At 32.7% G+C, this 19,552-nt stretch carries 12 protein-coding genes; 4 read left to right on the forward strand and 8 right to left on the reverse strand.

What is annotated here, in order from left to right:
* Positions 1–1,802, reverse strand: a 1,802-nt coding sequence (locus tag CLV55_RS02800) for a choice-of-anchor L domain-containing protein (protein WP_211306478.1), incomplete at its 3' end; no start/stop codon positions are given.
* Between the two features lie 131 nt (positions 1,803–1,933).
* On the opposite strand from CLV55_RS02800, the gene CLV55_RS02805 reads away from it, so the two are divergent.
* The 4 genes from CLV55_RS02805 (at position 1,934) to CLV55_RS02820 (ending at position 8,051) form a co-directional block, all read left to right on the forward strand.
* On the forward strand, positions 1,934–2,833 hold the full coding sequence (locus CLV55_RS02805; protein WP_112112233.1) for a NifU family protein: 900 nt from the start codon (positions 1,934–1,936) through the stop codon (positions 2,831–2,833).
* Positions 2,834–2,843: 10 nt separating this feature from the next.
* On the forward strand, positions 2,844–4,622 hold the full coding sequence (locus CLV55_RS02810; protein ID WP_112112234.1) for a DUF885 domain-containing protein: 1,779 nt from the start codon (positions 2,844–2,846) through the stop codon (positions 4,620–4,622).
* A gap of 776 nt (positions 4,623–5,398) precedes the next feature.
* Positions 5,399–6,973 (forward strand): hypothetical protein, encoded by a 1,575-nt coding sequence (locus CLV55_RS02815; RefSeq protein WP_112112235.1) that lies wholly within the window; start codon positions 5,399–5,401, stop codon positions 6,971–6,973.
* Positions 6,974–7,811: 838 nt separating this feature from the next.
* The gene (locus tag CLV55_RS02820) at positions 7,812–8,051 is read left to right on the forward strand and encodes a hypothetical protein (protein WP_112112236.1); all 240 of its coding nucleotides are present in this window, start codon (positions 7,812–7,814) and stop codon (positions 8,049–8,051) included.
* A 123-nt stretch (positions 8,052–8,174) separates the two neighbouring features.
* Here CLV55_RS02820 and CLV55_RS02825 read toward each other — a convergent pair whose 3' ends face one another.
* From CLV55_RS02825 to CLV55_RS02855, 7 genes are all read right to left on the reverse strand, one after another.
* On the reverse strand, positions 8,175–9,383 hold the full coding sequence (locus tag CLV55_RS02825) for a BaiN/RdsA family NAD(P)/FAD-dependent oxidoreductase (RefSeq protein WP_112112237.1): 1,209 nt from the start codon (positions 9,381–9,383) through the stop codon (positions 8,175–8,177).
* A gap of 17 nt (positions 9,384–9,400) precedes the next feature.
* On the reverse strand, positions 9,401–10,747 hold the full coding sequence (locus CLV55_RS02830; protein WP_112112238.1) for an alpha-amylase family glycosyl hydrolase: 1,347 nt from the start codon (positions 10,745–10,747) through the stop codon (positions 9,401–9,403).
* A 1-nt stretch (position 10,748) separates the two neighbouring features.
* On the reverse strand, positions 10,749–12,407 hold the full coding sequence (locus CLV55_RS02835) for an alpha-amylase family glycosyl hydrolase (RefSeq protein WP_112112239.1): 1,659 nt from the start codon (positions 12,405–12,407) through the stop codon (positions 10,749–10,751).
* 3 nt (positions 12,408–12,410) lie between these two features.
* Complete coding sequence (locus tag CLV55_RS02840) at positions 12,411–14,780, reverse strand: glycoside hydrolase family 31 protein (protein WP_112112240.1); 2,370 nt, start codon at positions 14,778–14,780, stop codon at positions 12,411–12,413.
* A 76-nt stretch (positions 14,781–14,856) separates the two neighbouring features.
* Complete coding sequence (locus tag CLV55_RS02845) at positions 14,857–16,692, reverse strand: glycoside hydrolase family 13 protein (RefSeq protein WP_112112241.1); 1,836 nt, start codon at positions 16,690–16,692, stop codon at positions 14,857–14,859.
* A 144-nt stretch (positions 16,693–16,836) separates the two neighbouring features.
* On the reverse strand, positions 16,837–17,052 hold the full coding sequence (locus CLV55_RS12990; RefSeq protein WP_245902671.1) for a GxxExxY protein: 216 nt from the start codon (positions 17,050–17,052) through the stop codon (positions 16,837–16,839).
* A 184-nt stretch (positions 17,053–17,236) separates the two neighbouring features.
* Positions 17,237–19,540, reverse strand: a complete 2,304-nt coding sequence (locus tag CLV55_RS02855; RefSeq protein WP_112112242.1) for a glycoside hydrolase family 65 protein — start codon at positions 19,538–19,540, stop codon at positions 17,237–17,239.
* Between the last annotated feature and the right edge of the window lie 12 nt (positions 19,541–19,552).

Consider the following 19,552-nt stretch of genomic DNA (forward strand, 5'->3'; position numbering starts at 1 on the left):
GTGGCAGGCAATGGAGACGCGGTTATCGCAGCCGATTGTCCTTGACATACGGTTGGGTTATTAACCGTTACCGTTGGATTTGGATTAACCGTTACAATAATTTCCTGAAATGGTCTACAGGTATTGTCAGCGGGTGCGGGATTTGCAATAGCATATACATAATAGGTACCAGGATTATTAGGTAATGAACCTGAAGTACCTAGGATTGGAGCATCATAGCTTGCAATTTCAGAAGAATTTGGAGTACTACTTCCTAATATTGTTCCACCAGAATACATAGTAGCACCTGTTTGAGGAGAGTTAAAATAGACATAGTCTATTATATTAGTCCCAGTAAAAGTAGTGTTTACAGAAAAAGCAACAGGATTAGATGATAGACAAAGACTCTGGTTAGTAGATGGTGATGTAATTGTTGGGCAGTTTGTTAATAGAACAAAGGATTTTACTTCAGTACAGCCAGTTCCAGTAAGATCTTGAATAGAAGCATAAATTACTTGTCCGTTTGTTCCATGATAATTTGTAGGATTAAGTATGGGATTGTTAATATTTTGAGCATCGGTCAAATTTAAATGATAATTAATTTCATAATTATTAGGGTTTTGACCATTTAAAATGATTGGAGTGTTTGTTTCTAAATTAAATATTCCATTTGCATTGGAAAGGTTTGTTGGATTTGCCGTTAAATCAGGATAAAACTCACAAACAAAACTGTTTGAGCTACTGAACTGACAGCTTGAAGAGGTAGTAACAACAACTGAATAGGTCCCAGGTTGTGATACAGTATATACATTACTTGGCCCAGAAGACATTAATGTAGTGCCATTATACCATGAATACGTTGCACCAGGAATTGGATTTTGACCAAAGACAATATCACGCGTTTGATTATTACAAATGGCAGTATTATTTGCTACAGTATAACTTGTGTTGTGATAACCAGAGCCAGAAGTTATTAAATTCCCGATGTTAAAACTACCACCGCCTAAGAAAACCGCAGAATCATATGCAGTGTCGTTTCTATCGGCAATAACTAATTTTATATGGTAAGTATTTCCTGCTATTACATTAGACGATGCTGTCATTTTTTTTGTAACACCATTAAAATTGGTAGCAGATGCACTGGCAGCAGCAGATGGGGGCGCTGTATATGACCCGAAATAGGCTGCATTTAAGGAATTACATGAGCTGTTATAGGCATTGTCTCTGATAGTTGTAACAGAAATCGGAGTTGTCGTAGAGGGAACTAAAGCTAAATTTACTGCTGCTGTCCCAGCGGTAACATTTGTAAGAAAAAAAGCAAAAGCATCTGAATAATCACATTGAAATGTTCCATATTCTTCCGAGGCAAATAAGAAATCAAAACTCATTGTAGAAGAAAGGGGGACAAAATCAAATTCTAATTTTGTGGCATTTTTATATCCAGTTAAGAGAGGATCTATGCCTAAACCACTTATGTAGTTAAATAGTTGAGTATCACCAGTCCAAGTAGTGCTCCCATTGCTCTGTGTGGTAGTATTGGGACCTGGTGCTGCAGTTACATTACCAGTGCTTAAAATCACACCCTTTAATAAAGGGAAGTTAGGGTTTGTGTTAGTGAAATACCCAATTCCATTTGTCGAGCTAAAATTTGTTCCAGTACTCCAAGTAATGTTAGATATTGTGCCTGGACATACTGTCGAATCAAACAAAACATTTTGTACTAATTGTGGTACAGTATAAGTAGTTGTATTGACTGTAATAGCTTGCCCAAAAATAGTATTTGGAATCACAACCAATAAAAAAATGAATAATAATTTTTTCATAAATAAAAACGAATAGCAATAAATGGTTTATTGTTAAATATGAATAGTAACTGTTAATTAATTTTCAAAAGTTCAAATGTAAGTATTTCTTTAAAATAACTTTGTTAAATTTGTAAAAAAATAAGATAATAATAATGAAAGTTACTATAAAGAAAACACAAAATCCAACCATTTTAAAGTTTGAATTTCCTGATTTTATTACTCAAAATGAAAGTTTCGAATTCAAAAACATTGACGAAGCTCAAAATTCTCCCTTAGCTCAAAAATTATTTTATTTACCTTTTGTAAAGACAGTGTATATCTCTGGAAATTTTATAGCCATCGAACGTTTTAGTATTGTAGATTGGGAAGATGTGAAAGAGGCTGTTGCTGATCAAATCGTGGAATTTATTTCAAATGGGGGTAAAATATTTTCAGAATCAATTAGCAATTTAACAAATAAAGTTGTAACAATTTATGGAGAAACTACTCCAAATCCAGCAACATTAAAATTTGTGACCAATAAAAAATTAGTTACTGTTGCTGCAGAGTATAAATCAATTGAGGAAACTACGACGTCACCATTGGCAAATGAGCTATTCCAATTTCCTTTTGTAAAAGAAGTCTTCATTGATGAAAATTACATTTCAATTACAAAAAATGAGCTTGGAACATGGGATGAGTTTGGTACAGAAATGAGAGTTTTTATTAAACAATACATTGATAATGGAGGAGTTGTTCTAGATGAATCCTTATATTCAAATCATATCAAACAAGAGAAGCAACAAATAAAAAATTTTGAAAATTTAGATACTACTTCTCAGCAGATTATCAATATTTTAGAAGAATATGTGAAACCAGCTGTTGCTGCAGATGGCGGAAATATTCTATTCGATTCTTATGATTCCAATGAAAAAAGAATAAAAGTAATTCTTCAGGGATCTTGTAACGGGTGTCCTTCTTCAACGTTTACTTTAAAAAATGGTATCGAAAATATGTTAAAAAACATGTTGAATGATGATGCGATAATAGTAGAAGCGTTAAATTCATAAATAAAACCTGATGAAAAAAATAAGTGCTAAAATCATACAAGCTTTAGTTGTAATACTTTTTTTTGGAGCCTTAAATGGCTGTAAAAATCAAGATGATTCTCAAAAATTTGATTTACTCACAAAGAAATATTTTTATGATAAAAATAGTTTAAATCCGTTAGATGCTACTTTGAATGGACAAAATGAATTTAATGATCAACTCGTCTTTGAAATGACAGATTTCTATAGGAAAAAGCAATCTAATTTCTTCAGAACCTATAAAGCCGAACTTTCTAAGATTGATTCTTCAAAATTAAATGAAGAGCAATTAAATAGTTTTGAAATTATGAAATGGGAAATTAAACAAGGTGAGAAAATCTTGAAAATCCCTACGAATGTAATGCCTATTCAGCAATTCTGGGGGACGCATTTAACCATGGCGCAATTTGCAAGTGGTTCGGCGGCTCAACCTTTCAAAACGGAAAAAGATTATAAGAATTTTTTGAAAAGAATGGACTTGTATGCCGTTTGGATTGATTCAGCAATTGTATACATGAAAAAGGGAATCGAAAAGAAGCTGGTGCTTCCCAAAGCGTTAACTATAAAAGTAATTCCACAATTTGAAGAAATTTTAACGAAAAATCTTGAGGATAATCTTTTTTATTCAACGATTAAGACGATGCCTTCTACTATTTCTAGGTCTAAAAAAGAAGAAATTACAAAGGCATATGCTAATATGATTCAGAATAAATTGATGCCTCAATATGTAAAAATGATATATTTTCTGAAAAATGAGTATTTGCCAGCTTCAAGAAGTACGAGCGGAATTGGTAGTCTGCCATTTGGAAAAGAAATGTATAAAGCTTACAGTGAGCAATGGACAACTACAACAAAAACACCTGAAGAAATACATGAAATAGGCTTAAAAGAGGTAGCTCGTTTAAATGCTGAAATGGAAAAAGTAAAAAATCAAGTGGGTTTCAAAGGCACATTAAAGGAGTTTTTAAATGATGTTAGATCTAAAAAAGAACTCATGCCTTTTTCAAAACCAGAAGAAGTTATTGCGCATTTTCAGAATATTTATAACACCATTAAACCCAATGTTGACAAACTATTTTCTTTACAACCAAAAACTAAATTCGAAATAAGAAGAACAGAAGCATTTCGCGAAAAAACTGCAAGTGCAGAATATGTTCAAGGTGCAGTGGATGGTTCGAGACCTGGAATTTTTTATGTTCCTATTCCTAATTCGAAAGAATATAATGTTTTAGAGGATGAAGATTTGTTTTTGCATGAAGCTATTCCAGGGCATCATTTTCAGATGTCTTTGCAACAAGAAAACACCAGTCTTCCCGATTTTAGAAGATACAATTGGTTTGGAGCTTATGGCGAAGGGTGGGCATTGTATACCGAAAGTTTAGGAAAAGAACTTGGATTATACAAAGACCCATATCAATATCTTGGCATGCTTAATGATGAAATGCACCGAGCCATTCGATTGGTTGTAGATACTGGAATCCATTCTAAAGGGTGGAGTAGAGAAAAAGCTATTCAATATTCATTAGAAAATGAGGCTGAAAGTGAGGCGAGTATCACCTCTGAAGTTGAACGCTACATGGCTATTCCGGGTCAAGCATTGTCCTATAAAATTGGACAACTAAAACTCATAGAACTTAGAGATAAAGCTTCGAAAACTCTAGGAGCTAAATTTGATATTAAGAAATTTCATGCCAAAGTGCTAGAATCTGGTGTGATGCCACTTGCCTTATTAGAAATTAAAATTAATAAGTGGATTCAATCTGAAAAATAAAATTTTTTTAAAAGGTTGAATTCTTTAATTCAATTTTTAGATTACTTCGAAAGAATAAATGTTTTAGTTAAAGATAATAAATAAGTTGATGATATTTAGTTAAAAGCTATTTTTTAATCAAAAAGGATTCCCGAAGGCTCTGCCTCGTGTGTAAAAGAGGAAAGTTTGAAAACCTAAGGTTTTCATAAAACTAAAAATTTACTTTCTTCCGATTGATACCTTGTGGGCTCTGCCCCGAGGTAGTTCATTTTATATATTGAGAGTAAGGATATATTTTGTAAAAATATTTTGGTTTCTTTTCCAGAAATATCAATAGGTTTAAATTTTTTAGCATAAATTTATTGCTTAGGAGTATTAATGTTTTACTGTTACTTCTTTATGTTAATGTGTCAAAATTAATTATATGTATCGGCTCTAAAAAATGTATATAATAAAGGGTTAATGTGTTAATATTTAGAGAAATGTTTTAGATTGTTTTGATTTTTTTGTAAAAATTTTAATTTTTTTTGAAAGTAATAAGAATATTGATTATATTAGCCTAATTATTGCAATGATTACGTTCATACGTTGTTAAAAATACAAAAGCATTAAGTCTTTTATTCTTGTTAAGGAAAACTGGTAATTTTCATAAATAGAACAGGAATAGGCTAATGCCCACGCACGGCGTGGGCTTGGTTTATTTGTTCTATGGGTATACCAGTGCCTCCTTAACAGTAAATTGAGTACCACGCTTTTTTATTTTTCAATGTTTTATTAATTTTTAAACATTTGAAAACATGAAGACATTATTATTGAAATTAACTAAAGTTTCTCTGTTATTATTTTTTCTAATTCTCACTAGTTGTGAAAAAGATTTGTATGATGACACTCTAAAAAAGGAAAGTAAGATTAAAGTTGAGAATTTTTCATTAAAGAATTTAAAGGAAAATAACATTAACAATCAACGGTTGTTCGAAGCAGTAAAAAAAGTAAAAAAAGCTTCAAAGAAAAATATAGCTGGAAAAATCGTTTATGATAGTGAAAAAGGTATTTATTTTGATGATGAAAAAGGTGTTAAGGTATCAAAAGAAGATTATGAATCTTACACTTTTAAAATATTAAACTCTGAAAGTGAAAAAATTGAAAATTTACTTTTTACCAAAAACTATCTACAGCAGTATGATATATATAAAGTTAAATACGATTTTACGGAGGAAGAGTTAAAAACATTAAGTCCAGAAGAATTAAAACAAAGACAAATAGAATATTATAACATTACAAACGAGAAAATGGAAGTGCCTGAATTGTTGTGTGTTGAATTTCAAGAGCTTGTTGATAATGGGGAATTACATGGAGCAGATTCTCCCGCACAATATGAATGGGTTACAAATGCCTCATATTGTTTTTGGACTGGAGGAATCGGTGGCGGCGGTTCAGATGCAGGAGCTAGCGGAGGAGTTTCAGGATCTGGTGGTTCTTCAGGAGGTGAAGGTGGTGGTGGAAATGGTTCGGGAGGAGGTATTAGTGCAGCATCAAACCCTACTGGAATACATATAATTACATTGCCAGTTCATGGCAATGGAATTGCCCAAATTCAACAAAGTTTTCAAGAACTTATTAATTCAATAAAATTTACACTAACAGTTGCGCAAACTAATTTTTTGCAAATACCTGTTCAACATAATTTAGTAATTGCTTTAACAGCTTTGGCTCAAAGCAATAATAACGATGAAATTATTAATTGGCTTATAAATCAGGCGATGAGTCAAGGTAGTAATAATGTTATTCCAATTGTTAATTATCTTAATAGCAATCCAGAATCTTATGATTCAATTAGTGAGTTTTTAACTCAAAATAATTATTCTCAGGAAAGTATTAATCTTGTAAATCAAATGATAAATTTATCTATATCAAATGGTTCTACTTTTACATTAGATAGTTCAATTAATAGTAATAATGCTCAAGTTTTCAATAATGTTCAAGAGTTTCAGAATTCAATAATTAAAACTGGTAATGGATTTGATATACAATCAGCAACTCTATTAAATGAAGTGTTATCATCAGTAAAGTTTCAAATTAACAATGTAGGAACCAACCTTCAGATTGATATTAAACAAAAACTGACACCAACATACAGAGTATCAAATTTAACTACTCAACTAGTTGGAATAGCATCTTTTCTCAACAGTACATTAACAAATTATACTGTAAATAATAGTCCTATGGGAACAATTAAAATTGATGTTTATGATACTGTATCAATGAATATAACTGTTTATGGTTATGGTATAGTTGTAAATCAGCCTTACCATATTACAGTTATAATCGACAGTTCCAATGGTCAAATTATTTCATCATTTATTAATCCTTAAAAAATGAGACGTCAAATTTTTCAAGGTGAGCCAATTCATAATACATTTTATTATTTATCTGGCATTTTACAGATACTAGGTATTGTACTTATAATACTTGTTGTTTGTTACGCTACAAGCAAAATTTATAAATTCTTTAATCAAATACGTAAATAATTAAATAAAAAATCTTATAAAAAACCAGAAATTTATTACATAGAGCCAGTAATCATATTGATTATATCATCGGTTCAATTAGATAAATTTTAATATTGATTATATTTGTGTTTTATTAGCTTTTTATTTATACAATCAAACTAAAAAAATGTTAAATTTCTGCTAAACAACTTCATTGGATGGTCTTGGTACTTACTTCAAAAAGTGGAGTGAATCTCAATGTTTCGCAGATAATGGTTTACCTTTCCATTACCATGAGCAGTGGGTATATACATTAGTTTTTAACAATCAGACAGGTGAATGTATTAATATATATGGAGTAAAGAAATAAAATAAAATATCAAGATATATGGAAATTCAACAATTTAGTTCTGGGTTAATGATTTTACAAGTATTAATGTTTGTTTTAATACTTATAGTTATTTATTTTTTGGTAAAAATTTACAAAAAGCTTAAAAAATAGTTGATAAATCTCCTTATACTTTTGGGGAGGTTTTTTAATGTGTAAAAATAAATGTTAAACAAACGATGACTCTAAGTTATCATGTTGATAATGTAAAAATGAGTTATTTGGATTAACTGTATTTGTAGATTGGAATCAATCAGATTATTCTGTAAATAATAATGAAAAAAGTGATATTGTTGTTATAGATATTTTGGTGTTAGTTCTGTAAAAATATTTATGCAAGGAATTGGTACAATTTATCATGAAAATCAGCATTTTCAGATTAAGATTGATAAAACAACAGGAGATATAATTTCAGCAATTGTAATCATTAAAAATATGGAAAAAATATTCAAAGATATGAGTGTGGGTTTGTTTGTTGGACAAATGGTTGCTTTAATAATTTTAACATTAATCATATATTTTGTTTTCAGATTTTATAAAAAAATTATAAATTATTTTTCTAAAAAATCTTAAAAGGAATTAATAAGCCGCCTCATATAATTGGGGCGGTTATTAAAGTAATTTGAAATTATATAATTTTACTATTGAAAAAATATTGACTTTATTCACAATTTCTCAAAAATAGTTAATGGATTTTTACATTGCTTGTGAAATAAGAAACCCTCCAGTCCAAGCATTTTGAAAATTAAATCCCCCAGTAAGGGCATCAATATTTAGGATTTCTCCTGCAAAGTATAAGTTTTGATGCAGCTTGCTTTCCATGGTTTTGAAATGGATTTCTTTTAAATCAATTCCTCCAGCCGTAACAAATTCTTCTTTGAATGTACTTTTACCTTCCACTTGAAATTCGCTTTGTGTTAGTTGTTGTGCTAAATTTTGAAGTTGTTTTTTCGACAAATCTGCCCATTTGGTTTCTTTAGCAATTTCAGAAGCGACAACTAAACTTTCCCACAAGCGTTGTGTAAGATTGAAAGGAGAATATTTTGAAACGATTTTTTTTGCATGTTCTAATTTGAGGTTTTTCAGAACGTTTTCGGTATCCTCAAGGGTTTCTTCTATCAACCAATTTACTCGAATCACAAATTGATATTTTTTTTCGGCCAATAATCGAGCTCCCCAAGCGGATAGTCGCAGAATTCCAGGGCCACTCAGTCCCCAATGTGTAATCAATAGAGGACCTGTGGCAGAAAGTTTAGTTTCTTTTACAGCTACTTGAGCAAAAGATGAAATGCCCATTAAATCTTTAAGGCGTTTGTCATTGATATTAAACGTAAAGAGAGAGGGCACTGGTGGAATAATCGTGTGTCCTAAATTTGACAGGACCTCCCAAATTTTAAGATTACTACCTGTTGTTACTACCAATTTATCACATACAAATTGATGCGTATTGGTTTCTATTTTCCAATACAAATCGGCTTTGTAAATCGATTGTACACTTTGTGAAGTGAGTAGGGTAATACCTAGTTTTTTAGTTGCTGCAAGAAAACAATCAATAATAGTTTGCGAACTGTTAGATGAGGGAAACATTCTTCCATCATCTTCTATTTTAAGCGAAACGCCATGTTCTTCAAACCATGCCACTGTATCGCCAGAACAAAATTGATGAAAAGGTCCTCTAAGTTCTTTTTCGCCTCGGGGATAAAATTTAACCAATTCATTCGGAACAAAGCATGCATGTGTTACATTACAACGACCCCCTCCAGAAACTCTGACTTTTGATAGGACCTCTTTGCCTCTTTCGAGAATGGCAACTTTGAGCTTTGGATTTTTTTCTACAATGTTTATTGCGGAAAAAAATCCAGCTGCCCCACCACCAACAATGATGACATCAAATGTGGAATCCATCATGGTTGGATGTTGTTTTATTGTTTAAGTAAAATATGATATTCCCATGGGGCATATTCTAATTTAGCATCTTTTTTAAAGCTTAGTTTTTTGCCTGTCATGTAGTCAATAAAAGTTCCTTCAATAGGGATGGTAACAGCTAATTTTTCACTTGATAAATTAGCAATATAAAGTACTTTTTTATGATCTCGTTCTCTCTCAAAAGCTAAAAATTGTTCGTCTGCCGTCGTGTTTAAACGTCGGTAAGAGGCAGCGTCTTTACCTCCATTCAAAGCAGGATTTGAGTTTTTTAAAGCGCCTAATTTTTCATAAATAGGAAACATTTTTCCTTTAGCGTGTGTAATTTGATCTTTCACAAAAAATTTCAATCGTCTGTTGAAATCGTATTCTTGACCGTTATATATTAAAGGCATACCAGGTGTGAGATAAGTCAAGGCTGCGAAAGCTTCAACAGCATTTCCTAGACGTTCATATTCGGTACCATTCCATGAATTTTCATCATGATTTGAGGTGAAATTCATCGTGATATCTTCAGGAGAAAATTTGTTTATTCGATTGTTCATATAAGAATCAATATCTAAAACGGTTTTTTTGCCTTGTGCTATTCCGTTCATTAAATGATGAAACTCCCAACCATAGCACATGTCAAAGGCTTTTTCCATTAAATCAGGTTGTTCCGCTTCCATCAATTTAAAAATAGGTTTTATTTTTCCTAATTGTTCAAAAGCGTCATTCCAAAAATCAACAGGAACTTCCATCGCCACATCGCATCGGAAGCCATCAATATGGGCTGTTTTTAACCAATATGCCATGTCATCAATCATGGCTTTTCTCATGTCAGGATTGTTGTAATTTAATTTAACTACATCGGTCCAGTCAAATGGAGAAACCATAGCTCCATTTTTATCAGTGGTGTAATAGTCGGGATGATTTCGTACCCATTCGTGATCCCATGCAGTATGATTAGCAACCCAATCTAAGATAACATACATACCATTATCGTGTGCTTTTTTTACCAAATTTTTGAAATCAGATAAGGTTCCAAATTCTGGATTAATACCCCTGTAATCTTTAACAGAGTAATAACTTCCCAAGCCTTCTTTTCTACGCTCTACACCAATAGGATGAACGGGCATAATCCAAAGAATTTTTACGCCTAATTTTTTTAATTGCGGGATGTCTTTTGCAAAGGCATTAAACGTTCCTTCAGGAGAATACTGACGAATATTTGCCTCATAAATAACCGCATTTTCCATCATTTTATCTGAAACTGGGGGAAGTGCAATTTCTTTTGTAACAGTTTGTTTTTGAGCGTTAATTCCCATGGAAGCAACACACAAGGCAACTAAAATAATCTTTTTCATGTTATTGTATTTTTTCTATTAATAATAGGGTGTAAGGGGTGTCAAATTGTATTTTTTGTTTTGAAACAACACTAGTTTTTCCAGAATAGGCATCTCTCACTTTGGTGCCATCCTTGAATATAGTTTCTACCGAAATTTCTTTTTTTCCTTTAGGTAAGTCTAATCCCACGAGAACAGCGTCTGTAAACTGATCGTGGGTAAAGGTACGACTAAAAACATAAGGTATATTGGTTGTTTTTTTATGTTCGCCTGCACCAATAGCAGGATGGTTTTTTCTAAAAGTACTTAATTTTTGCCAATGAGTTTCAAGTTCTTTTGTCTTTGTGTTATTTTTGAGATCATCCCAATTCATATTCGAACGCAGGGTAGCATCACCTTGAGTACCTTCAATGACCAATGAACGACCACTTTCGTCACCATAATAAGTTTGAGAAATCCCAGGCGCCAGTAATAACTTTATAGCACTTTCATAGGTTTTCTCTCTTTTTTTATCAAAGGGGTTGCTATCGTCGTGTGAGGAGATATAGTTCATCACAGTGTTTCCAGAAATGTCTTTATGTAAAATAGTGGAATATTTAGAAAATAAATCGTCATAACTCATGGTAGCATCCCACGGAAAACCAAAGTTAATTAGGCCTGTAAACCCGTTTTCAAAATAGTTAACCTTTTTATCACCAAAATCATAGAATTTTTTTCCTGAAATGTTGTATCCATATACTTCGCCTACAGTAAAAAAGGGATTGTTATCTAGAACTTTTTTTGGATTATTTTTTTTGTATTCGGCAAAAGCAGCTTCGCAAACTTTCCTAAAATCGGCCCAAACATCCTCTGTAACATGTTTGGCAGTATCTACTCGATACCCATCAATGCCATATTCTGTAATATAATCTGAAAGCCATTTCATAATGTAATATTTTGGAGCTCTGGGATAGCCAGTTTTTTGAAAAAAACGATTCAAACTAGCTATTTCTTTTTCATAACGTCCTTCCTTTTTCCATTTTTCAATTAAAAAAGGGGGCAAATCTACATTTTCATTACTTTCTGTTTTTACGTCCGGTAGGTTTTCTACTAGCGTACATGAAATATAATTGTCATACGAGTTGTACGTGCATTTAGGAGACGTCCGGACCCAATCACTTGGATATACAGAATCTTCTGGTGTTACAGGCCCCGTGTGGTTAATCACGGCATCTAGCATGATGCGAATGCCTTTGGCATGTGCTTTCTGAACCAACTCAGCTAAATCTTTTTTGGTTCCAAAACTTGGGTCAATTGCACTCCAATCTCGAGTCCAATAGCCATGAAATCCATAAGTAAACCCAGTGCCTTCATCAACGCCATCATGAATTTGTTCTACAATAGGGGTCAACCAAATCACGGTTGTTCCCAATTTGTCAAAATATCCTTCATCCATTTTTTGAATGATGCCACGTAAGTCACCGCCTTCAAAACCTCGGAGTTTTCCAGTTTCTTTAGTTCTATTAAAAGTATGGTCATTCGTTTTGTCACCATTATTAAATCGATCTGTTACGATAAAATATACATTAGCGTTTTCCCAAACAAACGGTACTTTTATAGGAGCAATATTTTTCTTTTGCGCTAATGAATTTATGCCAATGTGTAAGGTAACAAGTACAAGTAAGTTTAATTTTTTGAGCATAATTTAATATTCAATTTTTATTTCTGGATATGTTCCTTTTTCCCATGTTACTGGAATCACTATCGGATTTTGGAAGGTCTTATAAATTTGTTCTTTACCATTAACCCATATCTTTTTGGGTTCGATATTATGAATAATTAGGTTTACAACTTTATTTATGGAATAATATTTTTTACCCACTTGATTGTAAAAATTGATTTTTAATTCCTTGCCTTGTAAATGGCTGTTGAAGGTTAGCAGTTCATAATTTTCTTTTTCATAAGCGTTTGGCGTAGTTCCATCGTCTTGGTACAATTTTCCATCAGAAAAAGAAACGGTTTTGTCAAAATAATAATGTAAATCAAACGTGTCTAAACTGTATTCGCTAGAGTTTTGAATGGTTTTTATCATGGGAATAAAACTTCCACCACGAACGAATACGGGAATATAATCTTGGTGTACTTCAATAGTTTCAATAGAGTTTTTTTGATATTCTTTATCTGTGTTAAAATCGAACCAATTAGTAGTGTCGTCTGGAAATTGTATAGTCGTTTCAGTTACATTAGGATGGGTTATAGGTTTTATTAAAAAGTTATTTCCCCAATAGTATTGATCCGACTTAATGTCATTTTGCAGAGGATTTGATTCGCTTTTTACATAAAAAGGTTGCATCAACGCTTCGCCTGTTTGGTTGTTATTAAACGCCAATGTGTAATTATACGGTAAAAGTTGATACCGTAACTCAACTTGTTTTTTTGCTTTTTCTTTTGTTACAATGTCTTTGTAAGCTACTTCTGAAGCCACTTCTTCTTGAGCATGAGGACGGAAAATAGGTGTAAAAACTCCGTATTGTAACCAACGAAGGTACAATTCGTTATCAAAATAATCTCCGGCAAAACCTCCCAAGTCGGAGTGCATGTAGGCCATTCCTTGCATGCCCATCTGTACAGCGATGCCCACTTGACTTTGCAATCCTCCCCAACTACGGCTTACATCGCCACTCCATGGAATCATGCCGTAGCGCTGACTTCCAGAATAGCCCGCGCGCATTAAAATAAAGGGACGTTGATTCGGAAAATCTTTTTTATAACCTTCAGCAATCAATTTAGCCCATTGGTGTCCATAGATATTATGAACTTGGTCTGCAGATCCTCCAGCTGTTCTTGCTGAAGAGGGGAAAACTTCGGGTTCTCCCAAATCACCCCATAGCCCTGTAATCCCTTGATTTAGTAGTCTTTTATAAACATTCCAAAACCAATCTTTTCCTTCAGGCTTGAAAAGGTCTACTATTCCTGTATTTCCAAAATAGAAATCCCATGTGGCTGGACTTCCATCAGCGTTAGTAGCTAAAGCTTTTTTTGACACTGTTTCTTCCCACTTGCTGGAAGAAGTTAAGATGAAAGGTTCGGTGATAAGAATCGGATTAATGTTTTTAGCTTTTAAATCCGAGATCATTTTGGCTGGGTCTGGAAAATTATCTTTATCCCAATCTAAATTTCCCATCGTACCTTTGATTGTTTTACCAAACCAATATAAGTCTAAAATAAGCGCATCAACGGGGATGTTACTTTCTTTAAATTTCCGAATTGTTTTTTCTACTTCTTCTTGTGAATGATATCCAAATCTTGATGAAAAATTACCAAATGCCCATCTTGGAGGCATCGGTTGTCTGCCTGTTAATTCGGTGTAATTTTTAACCAATTCATCTCCAACAATAACTTGATAAGTCTTTCTGCCTGAAATGGTTTCATAAGTTAGGGTGTTGTTTTTTTTCGAATCTAAATCCAAATAGCCAATAGCAGGATTGTCAAAATGGAGAGCATAATTATTTGATGAAATCACAAGGGGAATGCAAAAATTCATTAAATCGGCATCAGTCTCATAGCCATATCGTGCCCGATTGTAAAGTTGTAGTCGGTTACCACGTCGATTCATTTTTTCAAAAGCGCGCGCACCTCCTCCATACAAGTTTTCGGTAGAAGAAATATTAAATTCTATTGTTTCAAAACCGTCTTTTTTAACATAACCATTTTTTTCAGATAGCACTTCACTATCTGTATAGTAGTATGTTATTTTGAAAGGGTTTTTAGTAATTCTTACGCTGATGTTTTCACTACTTAAAACGATATAATCTGAAAAATCTGCATATTTACTTTTATGTATTTTTTTTATTTCTGATGGATTAACCGTATGTGAATTGGGATTAAAAGATTCGCCATTGGGTACGAATGAGGTTTCAATGATATTATCTGATAAAGGTTTTATTAGATAGAAACCATCATTAGTTTTTATTTGTAACGTGTTTTTTTTCCAAGTATTTGAGACGTATTTTCGATTTGCATTTTGCGCCAATGAAAATGTTGTGATAAGTAATAGAAGTAAAAGTTTTTTCATTTTTTAATTAATCTCCCAAAATCATATGACTGTAAATCATATTTTAGTTAAAATTTTCTGACTAAATGTTGTAATTCTATTTGTTTAATTCTAATATAAAAACCGATTTGCCTTCGATTTCTAAATCATTTTGTAGGTCAAATAACTTTTCAGATATAATATCTTTCCCGGTTTTATAATCTTTAATATTTTCATGAAATCGGTTTGTTTTTAGAATCTGTTTTTCTGAATTATTATTAATTACAACCATAACACTTTCATTTTGATTGTGTCTAAAGTAGACATAAACATTATTTTGTGGTACATAATGAGTAGTTTTTCCGCTGTGGATTACAGATTTTGACTTTCTCCAATTGAATAGTTTAGCTGTAAAATCGTGATATTTTTGCTGTTCAGCACTTCTTCCTGAAGCTGTAAATGCGTTATTCGCATCTCCATTCCAGCCTCCTGGAAAATCTCTACGAATATCACCATCCCCATTATTTTTATCACCAGCCATTCCGATTTCTGATCCATAATAAATTTGCGGAATACCACGAACAGTTGCAATCAGCGATAATGCCATTTGGTATTTTTTAAAATCGTTTTTATACAAGTTGTTTAGTCGATTGGTGTCGTGATTTTCAAAGAAAACCAATATGTTGTTGATGTTTGGATATAGAAAGTCGTTATTGAAATTTTCATACACTTTAACCATTCCGTTTCTCCAATCTTGTTTATCCTCATTGAAGGTGCCATTTGCAATAGCATCTTGTAATGTAAAATCCATAACACTAGGTAGGTAGGAATTAAAACTTTGAATAGCACCAATTCTGCTGTCTTTTTGCCAATAGGCCATTTGAGCTTGATCGTACATCCAAACTTCTCCAACAATATTAAAATTAGGGTATTCGTCTGTTATTGCTTTTGTCCATTTTGCAATTGCATTTTTGTCATTATAGGAATATGTATCCACTCGAAACCCATCTAAATCAGCATATTCAATCCACCAAATGGCATTTTGCGTCAAGTAATTTAATACTAGAGGATTCGATTGATTCAAGTCGGGCATTGATTTTACAAACCAGCCATCCATACACATTTTAGCATCTATTTTTGAGGCATTGGTATCGAATTGCGTCGTCATACGGTAATTGGTTTGTGCATAACCTGGGAATTGATGTATCCAATCATAAGTTGGTAAATCGTTCATCATCCAATGTTTGTAGCCCCAATGATTGGTAACATAATCCATGATGTTTTTCATGCCTCTTTTGTGCAATTCCATACTCAATCGAAGGTAGTCTTCGTTGTTTCCAAAACGGGAATCTATTGTATAAACATCCGATTGACCATAGGTATGGTACGAGCCTCTGTCATCATTATCTTCACATAGTGGAGTAGGCCATACAGCTGTTGCGCCCAATTCTTTGATGTAATCTAAATGTTGAATGATTCCTTCTATATCGCCACCATGTCGTCCGTCTTTATCGCTTCTGTCTGCTTTCTCGATAGTTTCTTTTGTACTGTCATTATTAGGATTTCCGTTTGCAAAACGATCGGACATTATAAGATAGATCATGTCGGAACTATCAAATCCTTTTCGTAAACGAGAATTGTCTCTTCTCGGTTTTATAGAATAATTCCTAGTAAACGATTTGTTTTTGTTTTTAAAAGTGAAAATAAAATCTTGAGCGGCTACATTTTTTGTGTCTATAGTGACAAAGATGTAATTGGGGTTTTCCGTCTTTTGAATGCTTTTAATGATGATTCCGTTAGAAACACTTACGTCGTTTTGAGCAATGTTTTTACCATAAAACATGATTTGAACATCCGAAAGATTCATGTCACTCCACCAAAATGGGGGCTCTACTTTGTCAATTTGTCCAAATGAAAAAGAAGAGATTAATAAAAAGAAGAAGATTTTTTTCATTGGTTAACCCTTAAGGTATTAAGTTTAATTAAGATTACTCATCGTCAAGCATTTTGTAAAATTCATTTATAAAAGGTTTGGCAGACTTTGTTATGTTATTTGTTTTAAAATTAATTATCAAACCTTGAGGTCTTCTTAATAATTTCATATAGATAAAAGTTGAGCTTCATGAATTGGTAAAATACTTTCAACGGTTTTTAATTCAACAACAACGCAATCGTTTACTAATAAATCTAATCTTAAATCAGTTTCTGTTTTTAAATCGTAGTAATCAATCTTTACAGTTAGTTGTTGTTTTACATCATAGCCATTTCTTTCTAATTCATATTTTAAACATTCTTCATAAATGCTTTCCAACAAACCGATACCAAGTTCTTTATGAAGTTTAATAGCAAATCTAATTATTTCATAGGATAATTGTGTACTCTTTTTTGATCAAAGTTATTTTCATTAAAGACTATATTATAGATTTAAGGTATTAAGAAATCAAAAACAAACTTAATGAAACTTAATACCTTAATGCTTCATGATAAAATTATATTTTTTAAACCGTTACCAAACTATTCGGCTCTACTAAAACTTCTTTTCCGTTTACGAAAACTGAAATTTCTTTATTCCCTTCTAATGAGAATGTGGTTTCATTTTGATGAACAGAAACTTTCAAAATTTGATGTCTAAAATTAATTTTGAACGAATAACCTTTCCATTCTTTTGGAATTCTAGGTTCGAAATGAAGCGTGTCATTTTTAACACGCATGCCTCCAAATCCTTCCACAATACTCATCCATGTTCCCGCCATTGACGTGATATGACAACCTTCTTCCACTTCTTTGTTGTAATCATCCAAATCCAAACGAGACGTTCTCAAGTAGAAGGTATACGCTTGTTCCATTCGACCTAAAGTAGCCGCTTGAATGGAGTGTACACATGGAGAAAGCGAACTTTCATGAACGGTAAACGGTTCGTAAAAATCAAAATGTTTCTCTAATTGTTCCTTCGAAAAATGATCTTCAAAGAAATAAAAACCTTGTAAGGTATCAGCTTGTTTGATGTATGGGGAACGTAAAATTCGATCCCATGACCATTTTTGATTTATAGGACGCTGACTTTTATCTAAATCGTGCACTTTAACTAATTCTTTGTCCAAGAAGCCGTCTTGTTGTAAGTAAACGCCATGTTCTTCTGAATATGGGAAGTACATATTATCCGCTACGGCTTTCCAATGAGCAATTTCCGCTTGATCTAAATTGACTTTACTCATTATTCGAGCGTAGTCTGAAGCATACTCTTTTTCGACTTTGTTGATTTGTTCTACAGCATAATCAATGCACCATTTTGCAATATAATTGGTATAGAAATTATTGTTGACATTGTTTTCGTATTCATTTGGACCTGTAACTCCTAGAATTACATACTGATTTCTATAGGTAGAGTAAGTGGCTCTTTGATGCCAAAAACGAGCAATCCCAATCAATACTTCTAATCCTTTTTCAGGGATATAGGAGTAATCGCCTGTAAAACGATAGTAGTTGAAAATAGCAAAGGCAATAGCACCGTTTCTGTGAATTTCTTCAAAAGTAATTTCCCATTCGTTATGACATTCCTCTCCATTCATAGTTACCATCGGATATAAAGCAGCACCGTTTTTGAAACCTAATTTTGAAGCATTTTCAATGGCTTTATCCAATTGATTATATCGATAGGCTAATAAATTTCTAGCTACTTGTTGGTCTTTAGTAGCCATATAAAATGGAATGCAGTACGCTTCGGTATCCCAATATGTTGAACCTCCATATTTTTCACCTGTGAATCCTTTAGGACCAATATTCAAACGCGAATCCTTTCCTAAATAGGTTTGATTCAGTTGGAAGATATTGAAGCGAATCCCTTGTTGTGCTTTTACATCACCATCAATAGTGATGTCGCTCATTTCCCAAATTTTTGCCCAAGCTTGAATTTGATTTTCAACCAATTTAGTATATCCAATTTGTAATCCTTTTGAAATTACATTTTGAGCAGCAGTTTGTGTGTTTTCGTGATTTAACGAAACGGTATACCCTCCTAATTTTTGTATGCTAGCTGTTTGTCCTTTAGAAGCAGTCACTTCATAAGTCAACTGGATTTTATCTGATGTCTTTTCTATATTTAACGGAGTATTGTTCAAATTGTGACCTTCTAACAAAATCGTATTTTGCATAAAAGTAGTTGCTGTAAAATGCGTTTTGAATGTTCTGGCTGTTACGAAAGCTTCATTGCTTGAATGTTGGACATCAAGCGGTTCCCAAAATTTTTCCTCCCAATTGGCATCTTCGTTGTGAACCCCAGCATCAACATAGGGTTTAAATAGTATTTTAGCATCAGCGTTAATCGGAGTTATTTCATAATTAATAACACCCAATTCGTCAAGGTCTAATGAAAGAAAACGAGTTGCTTTTACGGCAATTTCGATACCATTTTGTAAAATAGCATTGAAAGAACGGTAGTATAATCCTTCTTTCATATTCAATTCACGTCTAAAATTTGAGACAGATTTACATTTTCCTAAATCCAAAATCTCATTGTTGATTTCAATGTCAATTCCAATCCAATTTGGAGCATTTAAAACTTTTGCAAAATATTCAGGATAACCATTTTTCCACCAACCTACTTTTGTTTTGTCAGGATAATATATTCCAGCAATATAGCTCCCTTGAAATGTTTTTCCCGAATAGTGCTCTTCAAAGTTGGCGCGTTGTCCCATAGCACCATTTCCGATGCTGAATAAACTTTCGGACGATTTTACTCGTTTTACATCAAATTCTTCTTCAATAATCGACCAGTTGTCTGGTTTTATATAATCTTGGTTCATTTTTTATTTTTA

This window comes from Flavobacterium aciduliphilum, from assembly GCF_003268855.1.
GTDB lineage: Bacteria > Bacteroidota > Bacteroidia > Flavobacteriales > Flavobacteriaceae > Flavobacterium > Flavobacterium aciduliphilum.

Coding starts and splice junctions, on each gene's coding strand:
- CLV55_RS02835 (WP_112112239.1), bottom strand. CDS start 12,407: ATGCTCAAAAAATTAAACTTACTTGTACTTGTTACCTTACACATTGGC.
- CLV55_RS02830 (WP_112112238.1), bottom strand. CDS start 10,747: ATGAAAAAGATTATTTTAGTTGCCTTGTGTGTTGCTTCCATGGGAATT.
- CLV55_RS02855 (WP_112112242.1), bottom strand. CDS start 19,540: ATGAACCAAGATTATATAAAACCAGACAACTGGTCGATTATTGAAGAA.
- CLV55_RS02810 (WP_112112234.1), top strand. CDS start 2,844: ATGAAAAAAATAAGTGCTAAAATCATACAAGCTTTAGTTGTAATACTT.
- CLV55_RS02820 (WP_112112236.1), top strand. CDS start 7,812: ATGCAAGGAATTGGTACAATTTATCATGAAAATCAGCATTTTCAGATT.
- CLV55_RS02840 (WP_112112240.1), bottom strand. CDS start 14,780: ATGAAAAAACTTTTACTTCTATTACTTATCACAACATTTTCATTGGCG.
- CLV55_RS02815 (WP_112112235.1), top strand. CDS start 5,399: ATGAAGACATTATTATTGAAATTAACTAAAGTTTCTCTGTTATTATTT.
- CLV55_RS02825 (WP_112112237.1), bottom strand. CDS start 9,383: ATGGATTCCACATTTGATGTCATCATTGTTGGTGGTGGGGCAGCTGGA.
- CLV55_RS02845 (WP_112112241.1), bottom strand. CDS start 16,692: ATGAAAAAAATCTTCTTCTTTTTATTAATCTCTTCTTTTTCATTTGGA.